The organism is Bradyrhizobium huanghuaihaiense (assembly GCF_007830635.1).
Lineage (GTDB): Bacteria > Pseudomonadota > Alphaproteobacteria > Rhizobiales > Xanthobacteraceae > Bradyrhizobium > Bradyrhizobium huanghuaihaiense.
Window position 1 is genome coordinate 1 of the sequence record NZ_VLLA01000055.1, and the last position, 21,567, is coordinate 21,567.

The following is a 21,567-nucleotide window of genomic DNA, read 5'->3' on the forward strand; positions in this document are numbered from 1 at the left end:
AGGCTTGGCCAGCGCTTCGAAGATTGCGCACCATCGTCCTCGCTTGGCCCAGCGATTGAAGCGATTGTAGATCGTCGTGTAAGGGCCGTATTCACGTGGACAATCACGCCATCGTGCACCCGATTGCAGCATGTGAATGATGCCGCTGACGATGCGTCGGTCGTCGTCCCGATCCGGCCCCGTCAGTCCCCTCGGCAGATGCGGTTCGATACGCGCCCATTGCCTGTCGTTCAGCCAAAACAAACCAGCGCGCATTCTCTCGCCCCCGAATCAACACGTAGGCAAGAGAATCACGTGGCGCTATTTAGGTACAGACCCTAATGCGCCCTACGCTAAAGGCCAGAACCGAGAGGCATCTCCGTAGCTACTTTTGGAAGCGTTTGGTTCAAGAATTGCGTCGCTCCCATGCGAGCCTTATCGTGCCGAACGGATGCTCGACTGTCTCGCGATGCTGGCGCATCGCCTCTGTGTTTGCATCAAGGCGCTGCTGCACGGCCTTGAGCAGACGCTCATGCTTGCGTGCTTCCAGAGTGCCGATCTTGTCCTTCAACTTCGCTGCCGGCACCCCCTCAAGGATAGCTTGAATCGCCTTATCTAGCTCGCGCTCAGTCCACTCCCGGCATCGTGACGCTGCGACCGCGCCCCGTCCCCGAGCTTCCGCATCTAGGTAACCAGAGCCACGAAGGCGGCGAGGTCTTGCCCTCCGGACAGGCTGACGCGATCGCGTTCGATGACCCCGGCGGCATCGGAGTGGTTTCCGGCGAACCACACCTGCTGCAGCCAATCCAGATGCTTGAAATTTCGCGCAAGGGCTGCCCCGCACATTCAGCGCGAGAGCAGGCCTTTGTCGGGCACTTGCTGCGCCCGTTGTCGGCATTGAGACTGAATGCCAGAAACCTGACACTACGCGCAGCTATGTAGTGCCTGCTGAGCCTGCGAATTCACTTCGGCACGCGATTTGCTCTGTTCACGGTGTGGGACTGGTCCGGAGGCTATATTGGCGGACACATCGGGGGCACGGTCGAACCTCCTTCACCAATCCGTACGGTCAGTCGATCTATGGCGATGCCGACAGGTTCGATGTCACCCGGCGGCGCAACCCGCACCTGTCGTTCGGCCAGGGGCCGCATTTCTGCCTGGGCGCAGCGCTGGCGCGTCTAGAATTGGGCTGCGCCTTCCCCGCGCTGTTCGTGCGGCTGGAGCATCTGGCGCTGACCATCGCCGCGGAGGACGTCGTCTACATGCCGTCTTACGTCATTCGCTGCCCGCAGCGCCTGCCGGTCACCTTCCGCCCTTCCATCGCTTAGAGAGTGAAGTGCCACCATGTCCGAACAACAACCCTTGCCGACGCTGCCGATGTGGCGCGTCGATCACATCGAGCCCTCGCCCGAGATGTTGGCGCTACGCGCCAGCGGTCCGATCCACCGCGTGCGCTTCCCCTCCGGGCACGAAGGCTGGTGGGTGACAGGCTATGACGAGGCCAAGGCGGTGCTGTCCGACGCGGCGTTCCGGCCCGCGGGAATGCCGCCGGCGGCATTCACCCCGGATTCGGTGATTCTCGGTTCGCCGGGGTGGCTGGTCTCGCACGAGGGGCGCGAGCATGCCCGGCTACGCGCGATCGTGGCGCCGGCCTTCAGTAACCGCAGGGTGAAGCTGCTCGTGCCGCAGGTCGAAGCGATCGCCGCGCACTTGTTCGAGACGCTGGCGGCCCAGCCCCAGCCCGCCGACCTGCGGCGCCACCTCTCCTTTCCGCTTCCGGCCATGGTCATCAGCGCGCTGATGGGCGTGCTCTACGAGGATCACGCCTTTTTCGCCGGGCTGTCCGATGAGGTGATGACGCACCAGCATGAAAGCGGCCCGCGCAGCGCGTCCCGCCTGGCCTGGGAAGAACTGCGCGCCTACATTCGCGGCAAGATGCGCGACAAGCGCCAGGATCCGGACGACAACCTGCTGACGGATCTGCTCGCTGCGGTCGACCAGGGCAAGGCGAGCGAGGAAGAGGCGGTTGGCCTGGCGGCGGGCATGCTGGTGGCGGGGCACGAGAGCACCGTCGCACAGATCGAATTCGGCCTGCTAGCCATGTTCCGCCATCCGCAACAGCGCGAACGCCTGGTCGGCGATCCGTCCCTGGTCGACAAGGCGGTAGAGGAAATCCTGCGCATGTACCCGCCGGGCGCGGGCTGGGATGGCATCATGCGCTATCCGAGGACCGACGTGACCATCGCGGGCGAGCATATTCCCGCGGAGAGCAAGGTGCTGGTCGGCCTGCCGGCAACGTCGTTCGATCCGCACCATTTCGACGACCCGGAAATCTTCGATATCGAACGCCAGGAAAAGCCGCACCTGGCTTTTTCCTACGGGCCGCACGCGTGCATCGGCGTGGCGCTGGCCAGGCTGGAGCTCAAGGTGGTGTTCGGTTCGATCTTCCAGCGCCTTCCCGCGCTGCGCCTGGCCGTGGCGCCGGAACAACTGAAGTTGCGCAAGGAGATCATCACGGGCGGGTTCGAGCAGTTCCCGGTGCTCTGGTGATGTCGCGGACGCCACGGGCGATCTCGATCTTCTCCGGAATCTGCCGCGCGCCGGTCAGATCAGCCCGCCAACAGGTAACCAGGATGGACGTGCAAGAAACCACGGCAGCATGCCGGGACGCCTTCGCCGAACTGGCGTCGCCAGCGTGCATCCACGACCCGTATCCGTTCATGCGATGGTTGCGCGAGCACGATCCGGTGCATCGCGCGGCGTCGGGCCTCTTTTTGTTGAGCCGCCACGCCGACATCTACTGGGCGCTCAAGGCCACGGGCGATGCGTTTCGGGGTCCGGCGCCCGGCGAACTGGCGCGCTATTTCTCGCGTGCGGCGACCAGCCCGTCGCTCAATCTGTTGGCGTCCACGCTAGCGATGAAGGACCCACCGACGCATACGCGTCTGCGCCGGCTGATCTCGCGCGATTTCACCATGGGCCAGATCGACAACCTGCGGCCGAGCATCGCGCGCATCGTCGCAGCGCGCCTGGACGGCATAACGCCCGCGCTGGAGCGCGGGGAGCCGGTGGACCTGCATCGGGAATTCGCGCTGGCCTTGCCCATGCTGGTTTTCGCCGAACTGTTCGGCATGCCCCAAGACGACATGTTCGAGCTCGCTGCCGGCATCGGCGCCATTCTGGAAGGCCTGGGCCCACACGCCAGCGATCCCCAGCTCGCCGCGGCGGACGTGGCCAGCGCCAGGGTGCGGGCCTACTTCGGCGACCTCATACAGCGCAAGCGCACCGATCCCCGCCGCGACATCGTGTCGATGCTGGTCGGCGCACATGACGACGATGCCGACACACTGTCGGATGCGGAGTTGATCAGCATGCTGTGGGGCATGCTGCTGGGCGGTTTCGTCACCACTGCTGCGAGCATCGACCATGCGGTCCTGGCGATGCTGGCGTATCCCGAACAGCGGCACTGGCTGCAGGGAGACGCCGTGGGGGTGAAGGCATTCGTCGAAGAAGTCCTGCGCTGCGACGCGCCCGTTATGTTCAGCTCCATCCCGCGTATCGCCCAGCGCGACATCGAACTGGGCGGCGTGGTGATTCCGAAGAACGCGGACGTGCGCGTGCTGATCGCGTCCGGCAATCGCGACCCGGACGCCTTCGCCGATCCCGATCGCTTCGATCCCGCGCGGTTCTACGGCACCAGTCCAGGCATGTCGACCGACGGGAAGATCATGCTGAGCTTCGGCCACGGCATTCACTTCTGCCTCGGTGCGCAACTGGCCCGGGTGCAGTTGGCCGAGAGCCTGCCGCGGATCCAGGCCCGCTTCCCCACGCTGGCATTTGCCGGGCAGCCGACCCGGGACCCCTCGGCGTTCCTTCGGACGTTCCGCGCGCTGCCGGTGCGGCTGCATGCGCAGGGGAGCTGAGATGCGCGTCATGGTCGACCAGGATCTGTGCGGAACCAGCGGGCAGTGCGTGCTGACGCTGCCGGGCACCTTTCGCCAGCGCGAACCGGACGGCGTGGCCGAAGTGTGCGTGGCGACGGTCCCGCATGCGCTGCACGCCGCCGTGCGGCTCGCGGCCAGCCAGTGCCCGGTCGCCGCCATTCGGGTCATCGAAAGCGACGCTGGCGATGGCGAGCCCGCCAGCGCCGACACTGCGCCTTCTCCAGCGGAGGCCGAGCGGCATGCCGCGAAAGACCAGCACAATCTAGGATGACACGATGGGACGGTTTGAAGGCAAAGTGGCCGTGGTGACCGGCGCCGGCGCCGGCATCGGCAAGGCATGCGCCCTCGCCATCGCGCGCGAGGGCGGCAGAGTGGTGGTGGCCGACATTGATGGCTCGGCGGCTATCGCCTGCACCGCGCAGATCGCGGCCGAAGCGGGCCACGCGCTCGCCCTGGCGATCGACATCGCCGATGCGCAGGCGGTGGCAGCGCTGTTCGAGACGGCGGAGCGGCACTTCGGCGGGGTCGACCTGCTGGTGAACAACGCGAGCGCGATGCATCTGACCCCGCGCGACCGCGCGATCCTCGAGCTGGAGCTAGCGGTCTGGGATCAGACCATGGCGACCAATCTGCGTGGCACGTTGCTCTGCTGCCGGCAGGCCATCCCCCGGATGATCGCCCGCGGCGGTGGCGCGATCGTCAACATGTCGTCGTGCCAGGGGCTCAGTGGTGATACCGCACTGACATCCTACGCCGCGTCGAAGGCGGCGATGAACATGCTGTCGTCCTCACTTGCCACCCAGTACGGTCATGCGCAGATCCGCTGCAATGCGGTTGCGCCGGGTCTCATCATGACCGAGCGACTCCTCGCCAAGCTGGACGCGTGCATGCAAACCCATCTGCGCCGTCACCAGCTCCTGCCGCGCATCGGCCGCCCCGAGGACGTGGCCGCGCTGGTGGCGTTCCTGCTCTCCGACGATGCTGCGTTCATCACTGGCCAGGTCGTGTGCATCGACGGCGGCATGCTGGCGCATGTGCCGACATACGCCGACGGTGGCAACAGCCGCGCCGCGCGGCCTGCCGGCGAGACCGCAGAAGCGGACGCGGCGCCGCGCTGCTGATGGACATGCTGCTCAACCCGCTGAACCGTCGGCATCGGCTGCGGCACGACATCCCGGTCGTGCCCGGCGCTTTTCCCTTGGTCGGGCATCTTCCCGCCGTCGTCTGCGACCTGCCGCGCCTGCTGCGGCGTGCGGAACGGACGCTGGGCAGCCACTTCTGGCTAGATTTCGGCCCTGCCGGACACCTGATGACCAGTCTGGATCCGGATGCTCTCGCACTGCTCCGGCACAAGGACGTGTCCTCGGCGCTGATCGAAGACATCGCGCCCGAATTGTTTGGCGGAACGTTGGTCGCCCAGGACGGCATCGCGCACCGGCAGGCGCGCGATGCGATCCAGGCGGCGCTTCTGCCCAAGGGGCTGACCCTGGCCGGCATCGGCGAGCTGTTCGCGCCCGTCATCCGGGCGCGCGTGCAGAGGTGGCGGGAACGGGGCGACGTCACCATCCTGCGCGAAACCGGCGATCTAATGCTCAAGCTCATCTTCAGTCTCATGGGAATCCCCGCGCAGGACCTGCCGGGATGGCATCGCAAGTACCGGCAACTGCTGCAGTTGATCGTCGCGCCCCCGGTCGACCTGCCCGGACTGCCCTTGCGGCGGGGCCGCGCCGCCCGCGACTGGATCGATGCGCGGTTGCGCGAGTTCGTCCGCGCCGCGCGCGAACATGCCTCGCGCACCGGGTTGATCAACGACATGGTGAGCGCCTTCGATCGCAGCGACGATGCGCTTTCCGATGACGTCCTGGTCGCCAATATTCGCTTGCTGCTGCTTGGTGGTCACGACACCACCGCCTCGACGATGGCCTGGATGGTGATCGAGCTAGCGCGGCAGCCTGGGCTGTGGGACGCCCTGGTCGAGGAGGCGCAACGCGTAGGCGCGGTGCCGACTCGGCACGCGGACCTGGCGCAGTGTCCGGTCGCCGAGGCGCTGTTCCGCGAGACGCTGCGCGTGCATCCGGCGACGCCGCTCCTAGTGCGTCGCGCACTGCGTGAATTGCGACTCGGCCAACAGCGCATTCCTACGGGCACCGATCTGTGCATCCCGCTGCTGCATTTCTCGACCTCGGCGCTGCTGCACGAGGCGCCTGATCAGTTTCGGCTGGCGCGGTGGCTTCAACGCACCGAGCCGATCCGGCCGGTGGACATGCTGCAGTTCGGTACCGGCCCACACTTCTGCATGGGCTACCACCTGGTATGGCTGGAACTGGTGCAGTTCTGTATCGCCTTGGCGCTGACCATGCACGAGGCCGGGGTGCGGCCGCGGTTGCTGAGCGGCGTCGAAAAAGGCCGGCGCTATTACCCGACCGCACATCCGTCCATGACTATCCGCATCGGATTCTCATGAGCTGGCATCGCATGCCCCGTGTGGTGAGGCAGCGGCGCCGGCGACGCGCGGCATTGCTGCACTCGGCGCGCGCGCTCGGTGCGAGGCCGGCAACACCGCGGCGGCTCGCCGCTCGCCGTGGCCGTCTCCTGGCAGGTACAAGGACATGAACAACATGCAGACTGGTTCCACGCCACACGACGACCGAGCTGGCGTTTCCGCGAACGGCATATTGGGCGCGCAGGCGCGCGGCGCATCCGGCAGGCTGCTGCCCGAGATCTGGATGCAGGACGGCGCAAAGCGGGTCGAAGAGGCGCTGGCGCGTCTTCTCTGCGCCGAAGACGACGGTGAGACCGAGCTGATGGCGGCGATGCGCTACGCCACCTTGCATGGCGGCAAGCGCACCCGCGCCTTGCTCTGTTTGGCTGCCGGCGCACTGGCCGACACGCCGGCGCACATGCTCGATGACGTCGGTGCCGCCATCGAGATGATGCACGCCTGTACGTTGGTCCACGACGATCTGCCCGCGATGGACGACGACGTGCTTCGCCGCGGCCTTCCGACCGTGCACGTCAAGTTCGGCGAAGCCACCGCGATCCTGGTCGGCGATGCGCTGCAGGCGCACGCCTTCCTGACCCTGGCGAGCCTGAATGCGCCGGGCGACACCCCTATCGCGCTCGTGCGCGAACTGGCGCAGGCGGTGTCCGCCGAGGGGGCCGCAGGCGGGCAGGCCATAGATCTGTCGCTGGTTGGAAAGCACGTCGAGCTGGACAGGATCGTGGCGATGCACCGGATGAAGAGCGGAGCGCTAGTGCGCGCGTCCGTTCGCATGGGCGCGCTATGCGCTGTCGGCGTGAATGCCGCGCACGCTGCACTTTACTGTGCGCTGGATCACTACAGCGCCTGTTTCGGCCTGGCGTTACAGGTGATCGACGACATTCTCGACGTGACAGCGGATACCGCGGCGCTGGGCAAGACCCCCGGCAAGGACGCGGCGGCGCAGAAGCCGACCTGCGCGTCGATCATGGGACTGCAGGAAGCACGCCAGTTCGCGCTGGATCTGTTGCGCGATGCCGGCGAGGCCATCGCGCCGCTGGGGCCGCGTGCGGAACGGTTGGCGCAACTCATACAGTGGGCCAACGCGTATCTGTTCAAACACGCGCCACGCGCATGAGCGCGCCCGTCCGCATCGAGTCGCCCCTGTGCCGCTGCGATCGGCCGGCGGCAGAGTGCATCCTGCACTGTGTCCGAGTCCGCGGCGCCGATCGCAGCGGTTGCCCGCCGCGGCGCACGTTTCTGCAAACGGAACATCCCGCGTGAACGCGCTGTCCGAACATATCCTTTCCGAATTGCGCCGCCTGCTGAGCGAAATGAGCGATGGCGGCAGCGTCGGTCCGTCCGTCTACGACACGGCGCAGGCGCTGCGCTTCCACGGCAACGTCACCGGTCGGCAGGACGCATACGCGTGGCTCATCGCGCAGCAACAGGCCGACGGCGGATGGGGAAGCGCGGACTTCCCGCTGTTCCGCCATGCGCCCACGTGGGCGGCGTTACTGGCATTGCAGCGTGCCGATCCTCTTCCCGGAGCTGCGGACGCAGTCCAGACTGCAACGAGGTTCCTCCAGCGCCAGCCCGATCCCTACGCACATGCGGTGCCAGAAGACGCGCCGATCGGCGCGGAGCTGATCCTGCCGCAGTTTTGCGGTGAGGCCGCATCCTTGCTGGGTGGCGTAGCGTTTCCGCGCCATCCTGCGCTGTTGCCATTGCGGCAAGCGTGCCTGGTCAAGCTGGGGGCGGTGGCGATGTTGCCGAGCGGCCATCCGTTGCTACACTCCTGGGAAGCCTGGGGGACGTCGCCGACCACCGCATGCCCGGATGACGACGGCAGCATCGGCATCAGTCCGGCGGCCACCGCCGCGTGGCGTGCCCAGGCCGTGACACGGGGGAGCACGCCGCAGGTCGGGCGCGCCGATGCGTATCTGCAGATGGCATCGCGGGCGACGCGCAGCGGCATCGAAGGTGTCTTTCCCAACGTCTGGCCGATCAATGTGTTCGAGCCATGCTGGTCGCTGTACACCCTGCATCTGGCCGGGCTTTTCGCGCATCCCGCGCTCGCGGAGGCGGTTCGCGTGATCGTCGCGCAGCTCGACGCCCGTCTGGGCGTGCACGGTCTGGGCCCGGCCTTGCACTTCGCGGCTGATGCGGACGACACCGCCGTTGCGTTGTGCGTCCTGCACCTTGCAGGCCGTGACCCGGCGGTCGATGCGTTGCGCCATTTCGAAATCGGCGAGCTGTTCGTCACCTTCCCCGGCGAACGCAATGCCTCGGTGTCGACCAACATTCATGCCCTGCATGCGTTGCGACTGTTGGGAAAGCCCGCCGCGGGCGCCAGCGCGTACGTCGAGGCCAATCGCAACCCGCACGGTCTATGGGACAACGAAAAATGGCACGTTTCGTGGCTGTATCCCACCGCGCATGCGGTCGCTGCGCTGGCGCAAGGCAAGCCCCAGTGGCGAGATGAGCGCGCGCTGGCGGCGCTGCTGCAGGCGCAGCGCGACGACGGTGGCTGGGGCGCGGGTCGCGGGTCCACGTTCGAGGAAACCGCCTATGCGCTGTTTGCGTTGCACGTGATGGATGGGAGCGAAGAGGCGACAGGGCGCCGGCGCATCGCGCAGGTGGTGGCGCGTGCGCTGGAGTGGATGCTCGCCCGCCATGCGGCGCATGGATTGCCGCAGACGCCGCTGTGGATCGGCAAGGAACTGTATTGCCCCACTCGGGTCGTGCGCGTGGCCGAACTCGCCGGGTTGTGGCTGGCGCTTCGTTGGGGGCGGCGCGTCCTGGCCGAGGGGGCAGGAGCGGCGCCATGATCCAGACTGAACGCGCGGTGCAGCAGGTGCTGGAGTGGGGACGTTCCCTGACCGGATTCGCCGACGAGCATGCCGTGGAAGCGGTCAGGGGCGGCCAGTACATCCTGCAGCGCATCCACCCGAGCCTGCGCGGCACCAGCGCCCGCACCGGTCGCGATCCGCAGGACGAAACGCTGATAGTGACGTTCTATCGCGAACTGGCGCTGCTGTTCTGGCTCGACGATTGCAACGACCTTGGCCTGATCTCGCCGGAACAGCTCGCCGCGGTGGAGCAAGCGCTGGGGCAGGGCGTGCCGTGCGCGCTCCCCGGATTCGAGGGTTGCGCTGTGCTGCGCGCTTCGCTGGCCACGCTCGCCTACGATCGTCGCGATTATGCTCAGCTTCTCGACGATACCCGGTGCTACTCCGCGGCGCTGCGCGCCGGACACGCGCAGGCGGTAGCGGCGGAACGCTGGTCCTACGCTGAGTACCTGCACAACGGCATCGATTCGATCGCCTACGCGAACGTGTTCTGTTGCCTGTCCTTGCTGTGGGGGCTGGATATGGCGACCTTGCGCGCGCGTCCGGCGTTTCGCCAGGTCCTGCGGCTCATCTCCGCGATAGGGCGTCTGCAGAACGATCTGCATGGATGCGACAAGGACAGGTCGGCCGGCGAGGCCGACAACGCGGTGATCTTGCTGCTGCAGCGCTATCCAGCTATGCCTGTGGTGGAGTTCCTCAACGACGAGCTGGCCGGCCATACGCGCATGCTGCACCGGGTGATGGCGGAAGAACGCTTTCCCGCGCCGTGGGGACCATTGATCGAGGCCATGGCGGCCATCCGCGTGCAGTACTACCGGACCTCGACCAGCCGCTACCGCAGCGACGCTGTGAGGGGAGGCCAGCGCGCGCCGGCCTGAACGCGCAGGAGGCGGCGGCGTGCGCGCGCTGCCGTCGGCCCGATCCGACGCAACGCCGCCGCCCGATGGAGCGAGCATGAGCGACACCGCCCTGAGACTGCACGTCCACGACCAGTTCGCCAACGGCCGGCGCTTCCGCATTCTCAACATCGTCGACGACGTCACTAAGGAATACCTGGGCGCCATTCCGGAGACGTCAATCCGGGGCGGCGGGTGGCCCGCGAACTGAAGGAAATCGTTGAGCGACGCGGCAAGCCAGGAATGATCGCGTCCGACCATGGCACCGAGTTCACCTGCAACGCCATGCTGGCCTGGAGCAAGGACACGGTCATCGACTGGCACTTCATCGCGCCGGGAAAGCCGATGCAGAACGGCTTCATCGAGAGATTCATGTATAGACGGCCGCGCGGATGCAAGGGATTTCAGCAGCAATTTGGATATCGGTCGGGTGCGTTCATGTATACGGCCTATCATTGCGACCGATAGCATGGCCGCTCGCCCTGATGGAGATCGCGGATCGAGGCCTCATCAACGGGTCGCGCTTGTTGCGCTTAAAACTCTTCTGTCAATCGGCCCTTTAATTGCGGATTATTGTCAACTCTCTTTTTTTGAAGCCATTCGGCAAGACGGTAGCGCTCGACCTCCCCGTCGGCCCGATTCGGCGCGCGCCAATTGTGCACACAATCGGCGAGAAATGGGGGAGCGTGCTACGACCTGTTCACAGCCCTTTCTGTCGCGGGCCATGTCGCGCCGAGCAGCCGGGAGTTGTTGGCAATCGCTGGAATTATCGGGTAATTTTGCGCAACAGGCGCAACACGATGTCGACGAACAAATGCGGACTAAGTTATTGAAATAATTGGTGATCCCAGCAGAACAAGCACATCAGCCGGTATCAATGGCTTAGATTGGCAAACCGCCCGTTCGGGCAAGATTGATCCGCAAGCGCTTTTTCGCGCACTGGCAATCAAAAGCCGCCGGATGGTGGGCCAAAAATGCGAAGGGCCGCCTCGGCTAAGGCAGCCCCAGATCGCAATCAAAAGTCCAGTAGCCTCGAATTTAGCACCCAGTCTCCCGAGCCGCAATCCGGAACCGCCATGCAAGCTGCCTTCGCCGCTGCCCTGGCGCGGAAGATGGTGCGGCCGTGAGTGCAATTCTCGACAAGGACCGGACCCGGCGAAAGCTCCATCTGTTAACGCGCGCAAATGGCGATCTACGCATTACCGATCAAGACTTCCGGGTGCTTTGGTATATCGCCGATGCGATCGATCACGAGACCGATCTAGCCCGCCGCAAGCAGGCCACCATCGCTAAAGATCTTGGGAAGAAGGGCGTCCGCGGCGTGCAGTTGAGCCTCGGACGGTTAGCCGAGTTCGGCTACCTCAAGTTCGAGGTCAAGGAAGGCGGGACCTACGTCAATGCCTATCGCCTTCTTCTCGAAGAGGCGAATGTGGGTTCGCCTTCTTCTGACCAGAAGGCGAACAATGGTGAGCCTTTGGATGACCAGAAGGCGAACGTCGGTGCGCTTTCTGCCGGTGCAGTCCCCAAAAAGGCGAACGAGCGTGACGAAAAAGGCGAACCGTCATTCGTACATGATCCCTTATCTGTCCCTGAAGTAGCTGCAGCCGCGCGCGATGACTACGAATTCTATGCGGCGGGGGCGATGCATTGCACTAACTAACCCCCATGCGGCTCGTAGTACGCCCGCATCGCCTTCAGATGCTCTGCCTGCTGGCGGGAGTAGTGCCGGATCGAACGAAGCTCACCGACCATCTGACCGAATGCGAACAGGATGACAGCTGGGATCGAGAAGCACACCGCAGCCAGGAATACTCCCAAGTGGAATAGTAGGTCTGAACCTATGGTCGGTGGTGCTGGAGTGCGAAGCGCGCCAACAAAGACGAGCCACACGACAAACAAATAGACCCCCGAAACAACCTTCAAAAATGTAGCCACCGGTGCCCCCCTTGGCGGCGATCATTCAATCGCAACCAAAGCGCGAGCGCAAGCCGTAGCGCACTAGATCTCGCTTTCCGCAGCAACGGACTTGCGATATGACGGGCGATGCCGCGGAACACAAACCGTACCCTGCCGAATTCGGCAGATCTCTGTTGGTTGCCAAAGACGAGCTATTTGCTGGTCGCCGGATAGTCGTTGCCCTGTCAGCAGGGCCTCGCCTCAGTGGCCGGAAAGGGGTCATCCTTGGACCGGGAGCGACTGCCACCCAAGTCAAGGTGCTCCTAGACGGTGCCAAGGGCTATGTGACCCTGCATGTACCTCGATCTTCTGGAGGATCGTCCCAGGTAGCGCACCGAGGCCGTCGGCTGCCCGCGTTCTGCGCGATTAAGCTGTCTGATGGGCTTTCATGTACGGTCCGAAAAGGCGTGGAGCTTCTTCGTAGAACTTGGTTATCGCCATGAACTCGTCTCCGCGCTTTTTGACCCATGTCGGACGCTCCGGATCGATGAGATTTTGCATCATCGAGTTGGCGAGGTTTAGGTTGATTAGATGCAGACGGATCTTTTCCAGGTATTTCTGAACGTCCTCGCCGAAGAAATAGGGCACGCGATCGATCGCTCGTCCGTACCGAAAGAATAGCTCGTCAGGAGCGGTGCCGCTACGGCATGCCTCACCGACTATCCCTCTAATCTCCTCGAAAATGGCGAGCCGCTTATCAAAGAGATCAAGCACTATCTTTTCGTTCGATGTTTTCCAATTTCGTTCTGCGATATCCGCTTGAACCTTGGCGACCGCGATTTGGCTCTGACCAAGCCGGTAGGCAATCCAGCCAGCAGTAATTGCAGCGAAGACCGTTGCGGCCGGGCCGGCGAAGTCTTTGAAGCGTGCAGGATCGCCCACCAGTAGGCCTACTATCAACCAGAAGGCAGTAGCCACTAGTGCCCCGAGCGCGACTTCAGAGACGCCTTTATGCTTCATCGTCGTGCTCAAGATAGCCCTCGATAAGGCGATCCAGGTCAATCTTTCTAATCGACGCCGCGATCAATCGGTCCACCTTCATATCTATTGGGGCTTTCCACAGAACTCAATCAGATAATTGATTAGAGCTCCCCCAACTCCTGCGGTCTGAAGGTTAGGACGGGTCGAAGCAAATGCGCGAACATTGTCTGCGAGCTGGACGTTTGTCATTTTGCTCTTCGAAATGCAATTGATAATGCGTGCCTGCCTTGGCATCTTGCTCGTCAGAGGCAACGCTAATCAGCGCGTCGTAGAAACCGGCCATGTAGGCAGCGCGGATCTGCGCAGGTAACGACTCCCATCGGAAGTAAGTGAAGTAAACGGCATTCGCAGGCGCGGTGATCACAAGCGGAGCCGCTACCAATATGATTCTAATCAAATCTGCCTCGTGATGCCGTGGATTAACAACTGATCGCCGTTGCGTCGCCCCGACTCGGGCGAAGATCATCCGCCCAGCAGACGTGCGCCTCAGTTTTCGCGGGGGTGGATCGGATAGTTGGGTCAAGCTCCGGTGCAGCACTCGTTCACAAACTCTGAGGCTAGCCCACCGTTACGGCATCCGCAGCAAGCAGGTCATCGATCAGCTCGGCAAAGCCCTCTCGTACAAGAAAGCGCCGGCTAAATGCCAGGCGCTGATGGTAGGGAATTAGATATCGATCGAAGCGGTCAGATTGAAGTTGGCGTGCCTCGCGCGCCAGCTCGTCCGTTTCAGGTAGGCCTTGTTCCTTGATTGCGACCAGGAGGTCCTTAAGGTCGGCCGCAGATGTTTTTTCGACAAAGACGGCAAAGTTTTCGATCGAAGCCTTTGCGCCCTCTCGACGTAAAGCCAGCACCATTGTCTGAGCGAGGCGTGCACCTGACCAAGGAAATACAATGACGTCCTGACCGTATTGCAGAAAGCGGTGCCTATCGAGATGGTAGTCGCGGTAGGCTTTGCGCCCTTCCTTGATCATAGCTGCTGTTGCCTCATTCACATCGAGGCCTTTCGAGGAATGACCGTCGTAGATCGATTTCATACGCGCAGCAACCAAGCCGCTTGGCGCTTGGGCTGTACCGCCATAACGGGGCGCGCCAGCAGATGAGGCTTTGGTGACCGTCAACCTGCGGCCGGAATCGTTCACGTTCAGAACGCGCCAGCGCCCGCCAGATTCGACGCGACCATAAAGATTTCTGCACCAGGCTTTTCCAGCACCGAGAACTGGGCGATGGTTTGCAGAGGCGCAACGCTGATCATGCATGGACCAGAAAGCGAATTTGCGGCTAAGGCCGCGTCTTAACAGGGCGACGTCATGATCCCCACACCCTATAATTTTGAGCCAGCCCTCACGGATGCTGAGTACGCCAAGCTCGGCGTCCTGGCTTTGCGCTGGTCCCACATCGAGCACATCCTGGGAAATTGCCTGAAAGTCATTCTTCGCCTCACCGATGATGAAGCAGTAATAGTCGTTTTCACCCTGAGTGCAGACCAGCGGGCGGAAAAGATTCACCAGCTGTCGAAGCTTTCCGAATTACCGGCCCCAGCGCAGAAGGCTTTCGATGAACTAAGGCCAATACTAAAAGGCATCCACTACGTCAGAAATAACGTCGTTCACTCTATCGCTGGGGAGTATGAAGGCGACGACTTCGTCTTTCACCTTCGCTCGAAAAAGCGATCTCTGACCAAAGCCCAGGTATTCAGCACTGAAGAACTAACGAATTATGCCGCACACCTCGTCATCGCCTTCCGCTATGGCTTGGGTTTCAAGGATGGCGCCCCACCGACTGAGTATGCGTGTCCCACGCGCCCTGAGATGCCCGAGTTCCTTCGCTCGATTATCCATTTCAAGCCGTAGACCATTAGCAAGCTAACTCCTTTCAATTACCCATAGTTGTTGCCTCGATTGCGGCTCCAAGTTCGATGTCGTTCAGCCGCGAGAGTCCGCGCCAGATCACGGTACTTCCTGGAGGCGGATCGTTGGCTCGGGCCAAGTATCCTCCGAGCCGCGCGATCTTGACGACATAGTACGAGAGCGTGCTTCGTCGAGAGCAATTACCACCCCGGTCTTTCACCAAATGATCAAGAAGCTTGATTTCGGGATCCGTCAGCGCCGTTTGCGGTATGGCATTCGGCGAGGAGCGATTGAGCATCGTCATCCAGAACACGCGCCAACTCACAATGCAGAAGACCGCGATCAGATTGACCAGACGCTCAGCAGTTCGCAATTTTGAGTCCTCTGCTTTGCAGCCCGATTTGAGGATCTTATGGAAGACTTCGATCTTCCACCTCAACGCGTACCATTCGATCTTCTCGATGGCGTCCGTGCGCGATTGGACCGGGAGATCGGTGAGGAGCTTCCACTCGATTTTCTTTCGCCGCTTCGGCCTTCCCCGCTCTTGAGCATGGATCACGGTCAGAGTGAGTGCGGGATATTTCGTCTGTTTGCCGATCGGCGGCAGGACGCGTATCTTGCGATACCTGATCTCAAGAACGGCGTCGTCGGGATCGCCTTTGTCGTCCTTGACCTTGATCCGATGCAGACCCTTGATCGTAACCTCGTCCATTTCGTCGGCAATTGTATGATTGCCGTCCCCGGCAAGCCGATCAACACAGGTTCGCACCAGGAAATGCGTTCCAACCTCCTCGGCCAGGCAAAACAGCTCATAGATGTCGCTCTCGCGATCACCAATATGAACGCATCGTCCAGGGGCAGCAAGAAGGTCGGTCGATTGCCGTAAATTCTCGAGCCAGCGGATGCTCTCCTTCTGCTCGATCGGCACCCGTGTGTCGGATTGATCCTTCGCTTCAGCGCCGTCGTCCCCTTGAACTTCTTGCGGGTCCAGAACTTGATTGCCGACAGTCCTAGCGGAAGCCCCTCGGTCGTCACGGCGAGACTCGAATGCATCAGGATGCCGCACTGCGTGCGTCCTGCCGTCTTGCCCGTAAAGCCGATCAGATCCGGCTTCTCGCGCTTGAGGCTGAATTCCGTCGTGTCATGGAGGACGAGGATCGGTCCCTCCCTCGCCGCTACGCGCTCGCGCGTCGCCTCGAAATGACCGCCAAGAATATCCGCCTCGTCGACCCGCTCGTTGGAGAAGAATCGATAGGCGGCCTTCGTGTTGGCCCAATCCTGACAAACCAACGGGATGCTTTGACCCATGTCGCTCCCGATTTGTGCGAGCAATTTGCAGAACCGGCGACCAAGCCGCTCATCCTTAAACTCGCATCCCGCAACTTCCCGATCAACCCACGTCTCGATACCGGTCGTCAATCGCTGAGCACGCGCCACCGCGCGTTCCTTCACCAAGCCCATCGAGCACCCCGCACTTCCGAATCAGGTGCTCAACAACGAATCACAACAGATTCTACTGATTCAAGATTTCGACCGCGGCGCCCCGCTCAAATCCGACGTCAAGTGTGGGTAATTGAAAGATCTCTTTGCCGCTTACAATGCGCGCGCGGCCGAGCCGAGAATCTGATCAAGCTGCATATGACGCAGCTCGCCTCCGACCGCACCAGCTGCCGTTCGGCGCTCGCCAACCAGGTCCGTCTCGCGCTCCATACGGCCGCTTATTGGCTGATGCTGACCGTGCGCGAGGCGATTCCCAAAGTCCGGGAATTGGCCGCTGCCGAGTTCGCGACGCTGCGTCTTCGTCTCTTGAAAATCGCTGCCCGTGTGGTCGAGACCACGAGCCGCATTCGCCTTGCGTTTGCCGCGGCATGTCCCGAGCCGACCTGATCCGCCGTTTGCCAGGCGCGCTGCTGCCGCTCGGTCCTTGACCGGCGGGGCGTCCGCCCCCCGTTCACCCACCCCATCCCTCAAGCGCGTTGCAAAGTACGGGTCGTCAGGCGGTGAAAAGCCGAAGGCAATCCTGTGCGCCTCGCCAGACAAGATGTGCGGCCGCATCAATCGGGCCCAAAAGCCGCCCTCTGACGAATAGGCCGGGCTAGCAGTTGACGGTGCTCAGACCGTGTAGCGGCACACGGTATATGCATGTATATGCATGTATATGCATGTATATGTAAAGAAATGCGACAGATGCGTTAATAGAATTGCAGAATCCTACATGTCGAACGCGATGCTCAAATCCAGCTGCGCCTCCCCGAATTTACCGCCCCCCAACGCCTTTCCCGAAGACCCCGGGTCGCTGGCTGCCAAAGAGGTCGCGCGACTGAGCATTCTTGACGGCATGCGGGGAATTGCTGCCATCTGTGTCGCCGTTTTACATTTTTATGAACCCTTTCAGTTCGGTCCTCAGAACCGGATTCCTCACGGTTATCTCGCTGTAGATTTTTTCTTTTGCTTGTCAGGGTATGTAATGGCATTTGCCTACGACCCTTCTCGCGTAGAATTGTCACCCACAGAACTTATTAAAAGGCGTCTGATACGACTGCATCCGCTCGTCGTAATTGGCTCCTTGTTGGGCTTCGTTGTGGTTGTAATCGGACGATTCTATGCGCCTATGGCTGCCGCGTTATTCAATTTTAGTGTCACGGAGTTTTTTATTCTCCTCACCTGCAGCGTACTTCTGTTGCCGCACTTATTTGTCCACGATCCCAGCTTTCCTATTTTTCCTTTTGTCGCTCCCGCCTGGTCATTGCTTTGCGAGTATGTGGCGAGCCTAACGTTTGCTCTTTGTCTGCGCCAACTATCGCTTCGATGGTTGCTAGCGATGCTCGCCTTCGCCGCGGTTGCAACGGCATACACGTGCTACGATTTCGGAAGCCTAAACGGCGGTTTCGACCGCAGAACCTTCTGGATTGGCTTTGTACGGGTAGGTTTTTCATTTATCGCGGGCGTTGTTGCTTGCCGTATTGGCAGGCAACCGCTGTTGCCAGGGGCAGCATATTACCTTCCGCTTATCATGCTTGCGACCTTTTTTTGGCCCTTCCTTTGGAAGCCCTACGATTTCCTGATCGTCACAATCGTATATCCGCTCCTTGTTTGGCTGGGCGCTAATGCAATCGGGAGTCCGTCGATCAACCGTTTTAGCGAGTTTATCGGAGATCTTTCATATCCGCTTTATATGACCCACTACGTTCCACTCATGCTATTGTTCGGCGGAACTTCGGCAGGTTGGGTTGCGCAGATCCATGCAGCGCTAGCGGTACCAAGCATGACTCTAGTTGCAATCGCTTTTAGCTTTCTTGTTAAGCGATATATCGACGAACCGATCCGTGCCACTTTGCGTCGCAGATCATTTGAGCACCTCAAAGGCTAATGCAGGCACTGCCGCAGGTATGCACGGATGTGCTTATCCTGTTCTGCTCTCAGAAGCGCTTTCGCCCCCTCTGGCCTTCCAGCTTCAGGGTAATTAACTAGGTATGAGATGTGGGTAATTGAAAGAGCTAACTCAGGCAGACCACATGTTTCCCATTCACAATATCTTCCCGAAAGAGATGGCGATAATCGGCCGCACCCTGCTGAATTACGGCGAGCTTGAACTCGACCTGATGAATTGCATCCAGGTCGTCCGCCAATACGACATGAACTCCATCTTGAAGGCGTTTCAGGATTCGGGGAGAGAAGAGCCGCATTCAGATCGCGGACGCTCTGGGCCGCGTACCCGAGCAGACACACATGCGACCTAGACGGGACGTCAGCGTCTCAGTCGCATTCCCGCGAGCGCTCCGCCAAAAAGTACATTCAACTGGTGCCCGTGCAAATGCAGCCTACGCAGCGATCTTGTCTTCCTTGTCTGCGCCGCGCATGACGATCCTCAGGGCGTCGTTGGGCAGCGGGCGCTGCAGCGCCTTTGCCTCATCCCAGGGAGTGTGCATCCAGATGTCGCGCTCCTCCTCGGTGGTCAGGATCACGGGCATTGCTTTCGGATGGATCGGCTCGACGACCGCATTGGGTGACGTCGTCAGGAAGCCGTAGACAAGGTGGGGCCGGGGATCGGCTTCGACTTGGTGCCGCGGTCGCCTCTGAACTCGGTCCAGATGCCGCCGAAGCAGAACAGCGGCCGGCTCTCCTCGAGCGCGAACCAAACCACATCTTTCTTCTTCGTCTCGGGATTTGGCGGTACTGTCCAGAATCTTTCGCACTTTTGATCAGGCGACGGCTCCGGTTTCAGAGAGTTGTGGCTGATAGAGCGGTCGCATGTTCATGTAGCATTTGGTCGACCACGCCGTTCCGGCAATGTGCCGCAGCCGGGCCGCCGCCAAATTGAGACAGGATTGACCGTCGGGGAAGGCGCCGACGACACGGGTTCGTCGCCGGATCTCCTTCATGATGCGCTCGAGCGGATTGTTCGTTCGAATCTTCCGCCAATGGATGTCAGGAAAGGCATAGTAGGCGAGCGTCTCGTGAACCGCCTGCTCGACGAGATCAGCAGCTTTGGCCATACGGCTTGCCCGCAGATCCGCGATGACGGTCCTGGCTTTCTCGTCGGCCGCGGCGCGGCTCTCCTGGGCATGAATGGCCTTGAGCATGTGGCTCACCTCGTGGACCCGGGTCGACGGCACGTGGCTGAAGACATTGCGATAAAAATGCACCATGCAGCGTTGATAGCGGGCCTCCGGCAGATAATCCGCAACGCTTTCGACAAGACCTCGGCACGCATCGGAAACCACCAACTGCACGCCCCTGAGACCGCGATCGACGAGATGCCGCAGAAACGAGGACCAGCCGGATTTGTCCTCCTTGGCGCCCTCACAGATGCCGAGGATCTCCCGGAACCCCTCAGCATTGACCGCCGAGGCCACTAGCAGCGACACGTTGCGAACCTCACCAGCCCAGCTGCGCTTCATCACGATGCCGTCGAGGTAGAGATACGGATGCTCGCCTTCGATCCTGCGATTCCGCCGCGCCTCGATCTTGGTATAGATCTTCTTGTTCAGGTTCGACACTGTGCTCGGGCTGACCCGGGTGCCCCACAGCGCCTCCGTGATGTCTTCGACCCGCCGAACCGAAATCCCGGCCAGATACATCTCGATCAGCGCCTCCTCGACCGAGCTCTCCCGCCTCCAGTAGCGCTCGATAATCGCCGTCTCGAAGGTTTGCCGACGTAGCTTCGGAACCTTCAGATTGACGTCGCCCGCCTTGGTCTGCAGCGTTCGCTCGTAGCTGCCTGCCCGCGTGTCCTGCCGGGCCGGGCTGCGCTCATAACGCCCAGCACCGCACAGCTGGTCCGCTTCGGCCTCCAGCATGGCGTTCAGTGTCTCTTCCACCGTCCCGCGGACCATCTCGCCCAGGTGATCTCGAATCCGGGCCTCATCAATTTGGATCACCTGACCCATGGCATTCCCATCGTTCATTCAAAGCTCCTTCATTCTAGAGGAAGCCGTCAATCCTGAAAGTGCGAAAGACTCTGTACGTTACCGAATGCAAAGCAGTTTTGAGATGGCGTGCAATCTTTTGACAAACATTTACGGGGCAATGCAATGAGTTCGAAAAACATCAGAATTTCATCGACATCGGTGACCAGACAGGAATGGCGTGCTGTCGACGCAGTCGTTAACACCAAGGGCAGAGATGCAACATCGTTTCATGCCGAACCGAGTGCCGCAGTAGTTACCGAACGCAGATTAGCAAGTCTGGGGCCTTCACAAAAATTACCGTCTCAATCGAGCCGGCCAATGTGTCGACGCGACAAGCGATCCGCCGGCTGAATGATGAACTGGAGGGGCGAGTCTCACCTTCGGATACGTTCGCATCCAAAACTGCATCCTGATCCGCGCTCATGCTTGGCCCATGCACTTTGCATATGAGACAACGGCGTTCTCGAGCACGGAGTTGATGCAAGGGGACGTTCTGCGAAGGACGCTAGAGCTGGATGCTCTACTGGAGGCAGTTCATCCTCATTTTTTCCACCATCCGAAGAACTTATTCTTCATCGTGCTAACGCAAAGTTGCGACCTAGTACCTCGCGGGCCAGCGGGCGGATGCAAGGCACCGTACATTGCCATTGCACCGGTGCGCAGTCTCGAATTGGTCGTAGAACGACAGGTCGGTCAATTCCAGGCTCCTGCTGTGAAATCCGATCTCCCTATCGTTGGACTTCGGGCGAGAAATAAGATCTCGGAGTTTATGGGCCGGCTTTTGAATTACAACGAGCCTGGCTATTTCTTTCTGGATTCCGAGGGCACAGATCTCAGGTAGACTGCATAGCGTTTCTCAAACTTTCCATCGCTGTGAAGGCCGATCTCCACCTAGCAACCTGCGTTGCGGCGAAGATCTTGCAATTGACAGACACGTTTCAGGCAAAACTTGGTTGGCTAGGGTCTGTACCTAAATAGCGCCACGTGATTCTCTTGCCTACGTGTTGATTCGGGGGCGAGAGAATGCGCGCTGGTTTGTTTTGGCTGAACGACAGGCAATGGGCGCGTATCGAACCGCATCTGCCGAGGGGACTGACGGGGCCGGATCGGGACGACGACCGACGCATCGTCAGCGGCATCATTCACATGCTGCAATCGGGTGCACGATGGCGTGATTGTCCACGTGAATACGGCCCTTACACGACGATCTACAATCGCTTCA

19 protein-coding genes and 6 pseudogenes are annotated in these 21,567 nt (G+C 61.3%); 16 read left to right on the forward strand and 9 right to left on the reverse strand.

All coding sequences use genetic code 11. The features are described from left to right. A pseudogene (locus IQ16_RS43060) lies at positions 1-277 on the reverse strand (transposase); the annotation flags it as partial. Between the two features lie 70 nt (positions 278-347). Continuing rightward, positions 348-517: pseudogene (locus tag IQ16_RS46220) on the reverse strand (IS5/IS1182 family transposase); the annotation flags it as partial. Positions 518-974: 457 nt separating this feature from the next. On the opposite strand from IQ16_RS46220, the gene IQ16_RS43070 reads away from it, so the two are divergent. The 11 genes and pseudogenes from IQ16_RS43070 to IQ16_RS43120 all read left to right on the forward strand — a co-directional run bounded on the left by IQ16_RS43070 (position 975) and on the right by IQ16_RS43120 (position 11,810). Next, positions 975-1,307: a cytochrome P450 gene (locus IQ16_RS43070; protein WP_269466507.1), complete on the forward strand. Its 333-nt coding sequence runs from the start codon at positions 975-977 to the stop codon at positions 1,305-1,307. Positions 1,308-1,323: 16 nt separating this feature from the next. Next, positions 1,324-2,529 (forward strand): cytochrome P450, encoded by a 1,206-nt coding sequence (locus IQ16_RS43075; RefSeq protein ID WP_018647443.1) that lies wholly within the window; start codon positions 1,324-1,326, stop codon positions 2,527-2,529. An 83-nt stretch (positions 2,530-2,612) separates the two neighbouring features. Next, on the forward strand, positions 2,613-3,902 hold the full coding sequence (locus IQ16_RS43080; protein WP_145832224.1) for a cytochrome P450: 1,290 nt from the start codon (positions 2,613-2,615) through the stop codon (positions 3,900-3,902). 1 nt (position 3,903) lies between these two features. Next, entirely contained in the window at positions 3,904-4,194 is a 291-nt protein-coding gene (locus IQ16_RS43085; RefSeq protein ID WP_145832225.1) for a ferredoxin, read from the forward strand. Positions 4,195-4,198: 4 nt separating this feature from the next. Further along, positions 4,199-5,044 carry an SDR family oxidoreductase gene (locus IQ16_RS43090; protein ID WP_018647446.1) on the forward strand — a complete coding sequence of 282 codons (846 nt, stop codon included), beginning with the start codon at positions 4,199-4,201 and terminating at the stop codon, positions 5,042-5,044. Then, entirely contained in the window at positions 5,044-6,387 is a 1,344-nt protein-coding gene (locus tag IQ16_RS43095; RefSeq protein WP_018647447.1) for a cytochrome P450, read from the forward strand. Before IQ16_RS43090 ends, IQ16_RS43095 begins: the two co-directional genes overlap by 1 nt. Before the next feature lie 154 nt (positions 6,388-6,541). Then, on the forward strand, positions 6,542-7,540 hold the full coding sequence (locus IQ16_RS43100; RefSeq protein WP_026312706.1) for a polyprenyl synthetase family protein: 999 nt from the start codon (positions 6,542-6,544) through the stop codon (positions 7,538-7,540). Positions 7,541-7,682: 142 nt separating this feature from the next. Then, positions 7,683-9,233: a hypothetical protein gene (locus IQ16_RS43105; protein ID WP_026312707.1), complete on the forward strand. Its 1,551-nt coding sequence runs from the start codon at positions 7,683-7,685 to the stop codon at positions 9,231-9,233. Further along, entirely contained in the window at positions 9,230-10,132 is a 903-nt protein-coding gene (locus IQ16_RS43110; RefSeq protein ID WP_011084944.1) for a terpene synthase family protein, read from the forward strand. The genes IQ16_RS43105 and IQ16_RS43110 overlap by 4 nt, the downstream gene beginning before the upstream one ends. Before the next feature lie 103 nt (positions 10,133-10,235). Beyond that, a pseudogene (locus tag IQ16_RS43115) lies at positions 10,236-10,522 on the forward strand (DDE-type integrase/transposase/recombinase); the annotation flags it as partial. 751 nt (positions 10,523-11,273) lie between these two features. After that, positions 11,274-11,810 carry a helix-turn-helix domain-containing protein gene (locus IQ16_RS43120; RefSeq protein ID WP_018647449.1) on the forward strand — a complete coding sequence of 179 codons (537 nt, stop codon included), beginning with the start codon at positions 11,274-11,276 and terminating at the stop codon, positions 11,808-11,810. Positions 11,811-12,472: 662 nt separating this feature from the next. Here the strand turns inward: IQ16_RS43120 and IQ16_RS43130 are convergent. The 3 genes from IQ16_RS43130 to IQ16_RS43140 form a co-directional block, all read right to left on the reverse strand. After that, positions 12,473-13,078, reverse strand: a complete 606-nt coding sequence (locus IQ16_RS43130) for a hypothetical protein (protein ID WP_131234258.1) — start codon at positions 13,076-13,078, stop codon at positions 12,473-12,475. Between the two features lie 142 nt (positions 13,079-13,220). Beyond that, positions 13,221-13,484 carry a hypothetical protein gene (locus IQ16_RS43135; RefSeq protein WP_026312708.1) on the reverse strand — a complete coding sequence of 88 codons (264 nt, stop codon included), beginning with the start codon at positions 13,482-13,484 and terminating at the stop codon, positions 13,221-13,223. Between the two features lie 160 nt (positions 13,485-13,644). Further along, the gene (locus tag IQ16_RS43140) at positions 13,645-14,226 is read right to left on the reverse strand and encodes a hypothetical protein (RefSeq protein ID WP_131234259.1); all 582 of its coding nucleotides are present in this window, start codon (positions 14,224-14,226) and stop codon (positions 13,645-13,647) included. A 168-nt stretch (positions 14,227-14,394) separates the two neighbouring features. Here IQ16_RS43140 and IQ16_RS43145 point away from each other — a divergent pair, with 168 nt between their 5' ends. Beyond that, the gene (locus IQ16_RS43145; RefSeq protein ID WP_018647455.1) at positions 14,395-14,937 is read left to right on the forward strand and encodes a hypothetical protein; all 543 of its coding nucleotides are present in this window, start codon (positions 14,395-14,397) and stop codon (positions 14,935-14,937) included. A 22-nt stretch (positions 14,938-14,959) separates the two neighbouring features. Here the strand turns inward: IQ16_RS43145 and IQ16_RS43150 are convergent, their stop codons facing one another. Then, positions 14,960-16,000, reverse strand: coding sequence for an IS4 family transposase (locus IQ16_RS43150; RefSeq protein WP_224516920.1), 1,041 nt, complete (start codon positions 15,998-16,000; stop codon positions 14,960-14,962). A gap of 221 nt (positions 16,001-16,221) precedes the next feature. Then, positions 16,222-16,395: pseudogene (locus IQ16_RS47125) on the reverse strand (IS4/Tn5 family transposase DNA-binding protein); the annotation flags it as partial. 132 nt (positions 16,396-16,527) lie between these two features. Between IQ16_RS47125 and IQ16_RS43155 the strand changes: the two are divergent. The 3 genes and pseudogenes from IQ16_RS43155 to IQ16_RS43165 form a co-directional block, all read left to right on the forward strand. Then, positions 16,528-16,862, forward strand: a pseudogene (locus IQ16_RS43155) (transposase); the annotation flags it as partial. 287 nt (positions 16,863-17,149) lie between these two features. Then, positions 17,150-18,304, forward strand: coding sequence for an acyltransferase family protein (locus IQ16_RS43160; protein WP_231088510.1), 1,155 nt, complete (start codon positions 17,150-17,152; stop codon positions 18,302-18,304). A gap of 145 nt (positions 18,305-18,449) precedes the next feature. Continuing rightward, positions 18,450-18,674, forward strand: coding sequence for a hypothetical protein (locus IQ16_RS43165; protein ID WP_018647460.1), 225 nt, complete (start codon positions 18,450-18,452; stop codon positions 18,672-18,674). Between the two features lie 81 nt (positions 18,675-18,755). On the opposite strand, the pseudogene IQ16_RS43170 reads toward IQ16_RS43165, so the two are convergent. After that, a pseudogene (locus tag IQ16_RS43170) lies at positions 18,756-19,105 on the reverse strand (SOS response-associated peptidase family protein); the annotation flags it as partial. 31 nt (positions 19,106-19,136) lie between these two features. Continuing rightward, positions 19,137-20,324, reverse strand: a complete 1,188-nt coding sequence (locus IQ16_RS43175) for an IS256 family transposase (protein WP_174719465.1) — start codon at positions 20,322-20,324, stop codon at positions 19,137-19,139. 1,044 nt (positions 20,325-21,368) lie between these two features. Between IQ16_RS43175 and IQ16_RS43180 the strand changes: the two genes are divergently transcribed. Then, positions 21,369-21,567 (forward strand): transposase (locus IQ16_RS43180; RefSeq protein WP_145832226.1); only part of this gene is annotated, 199 nt, incomplete at its 3' end.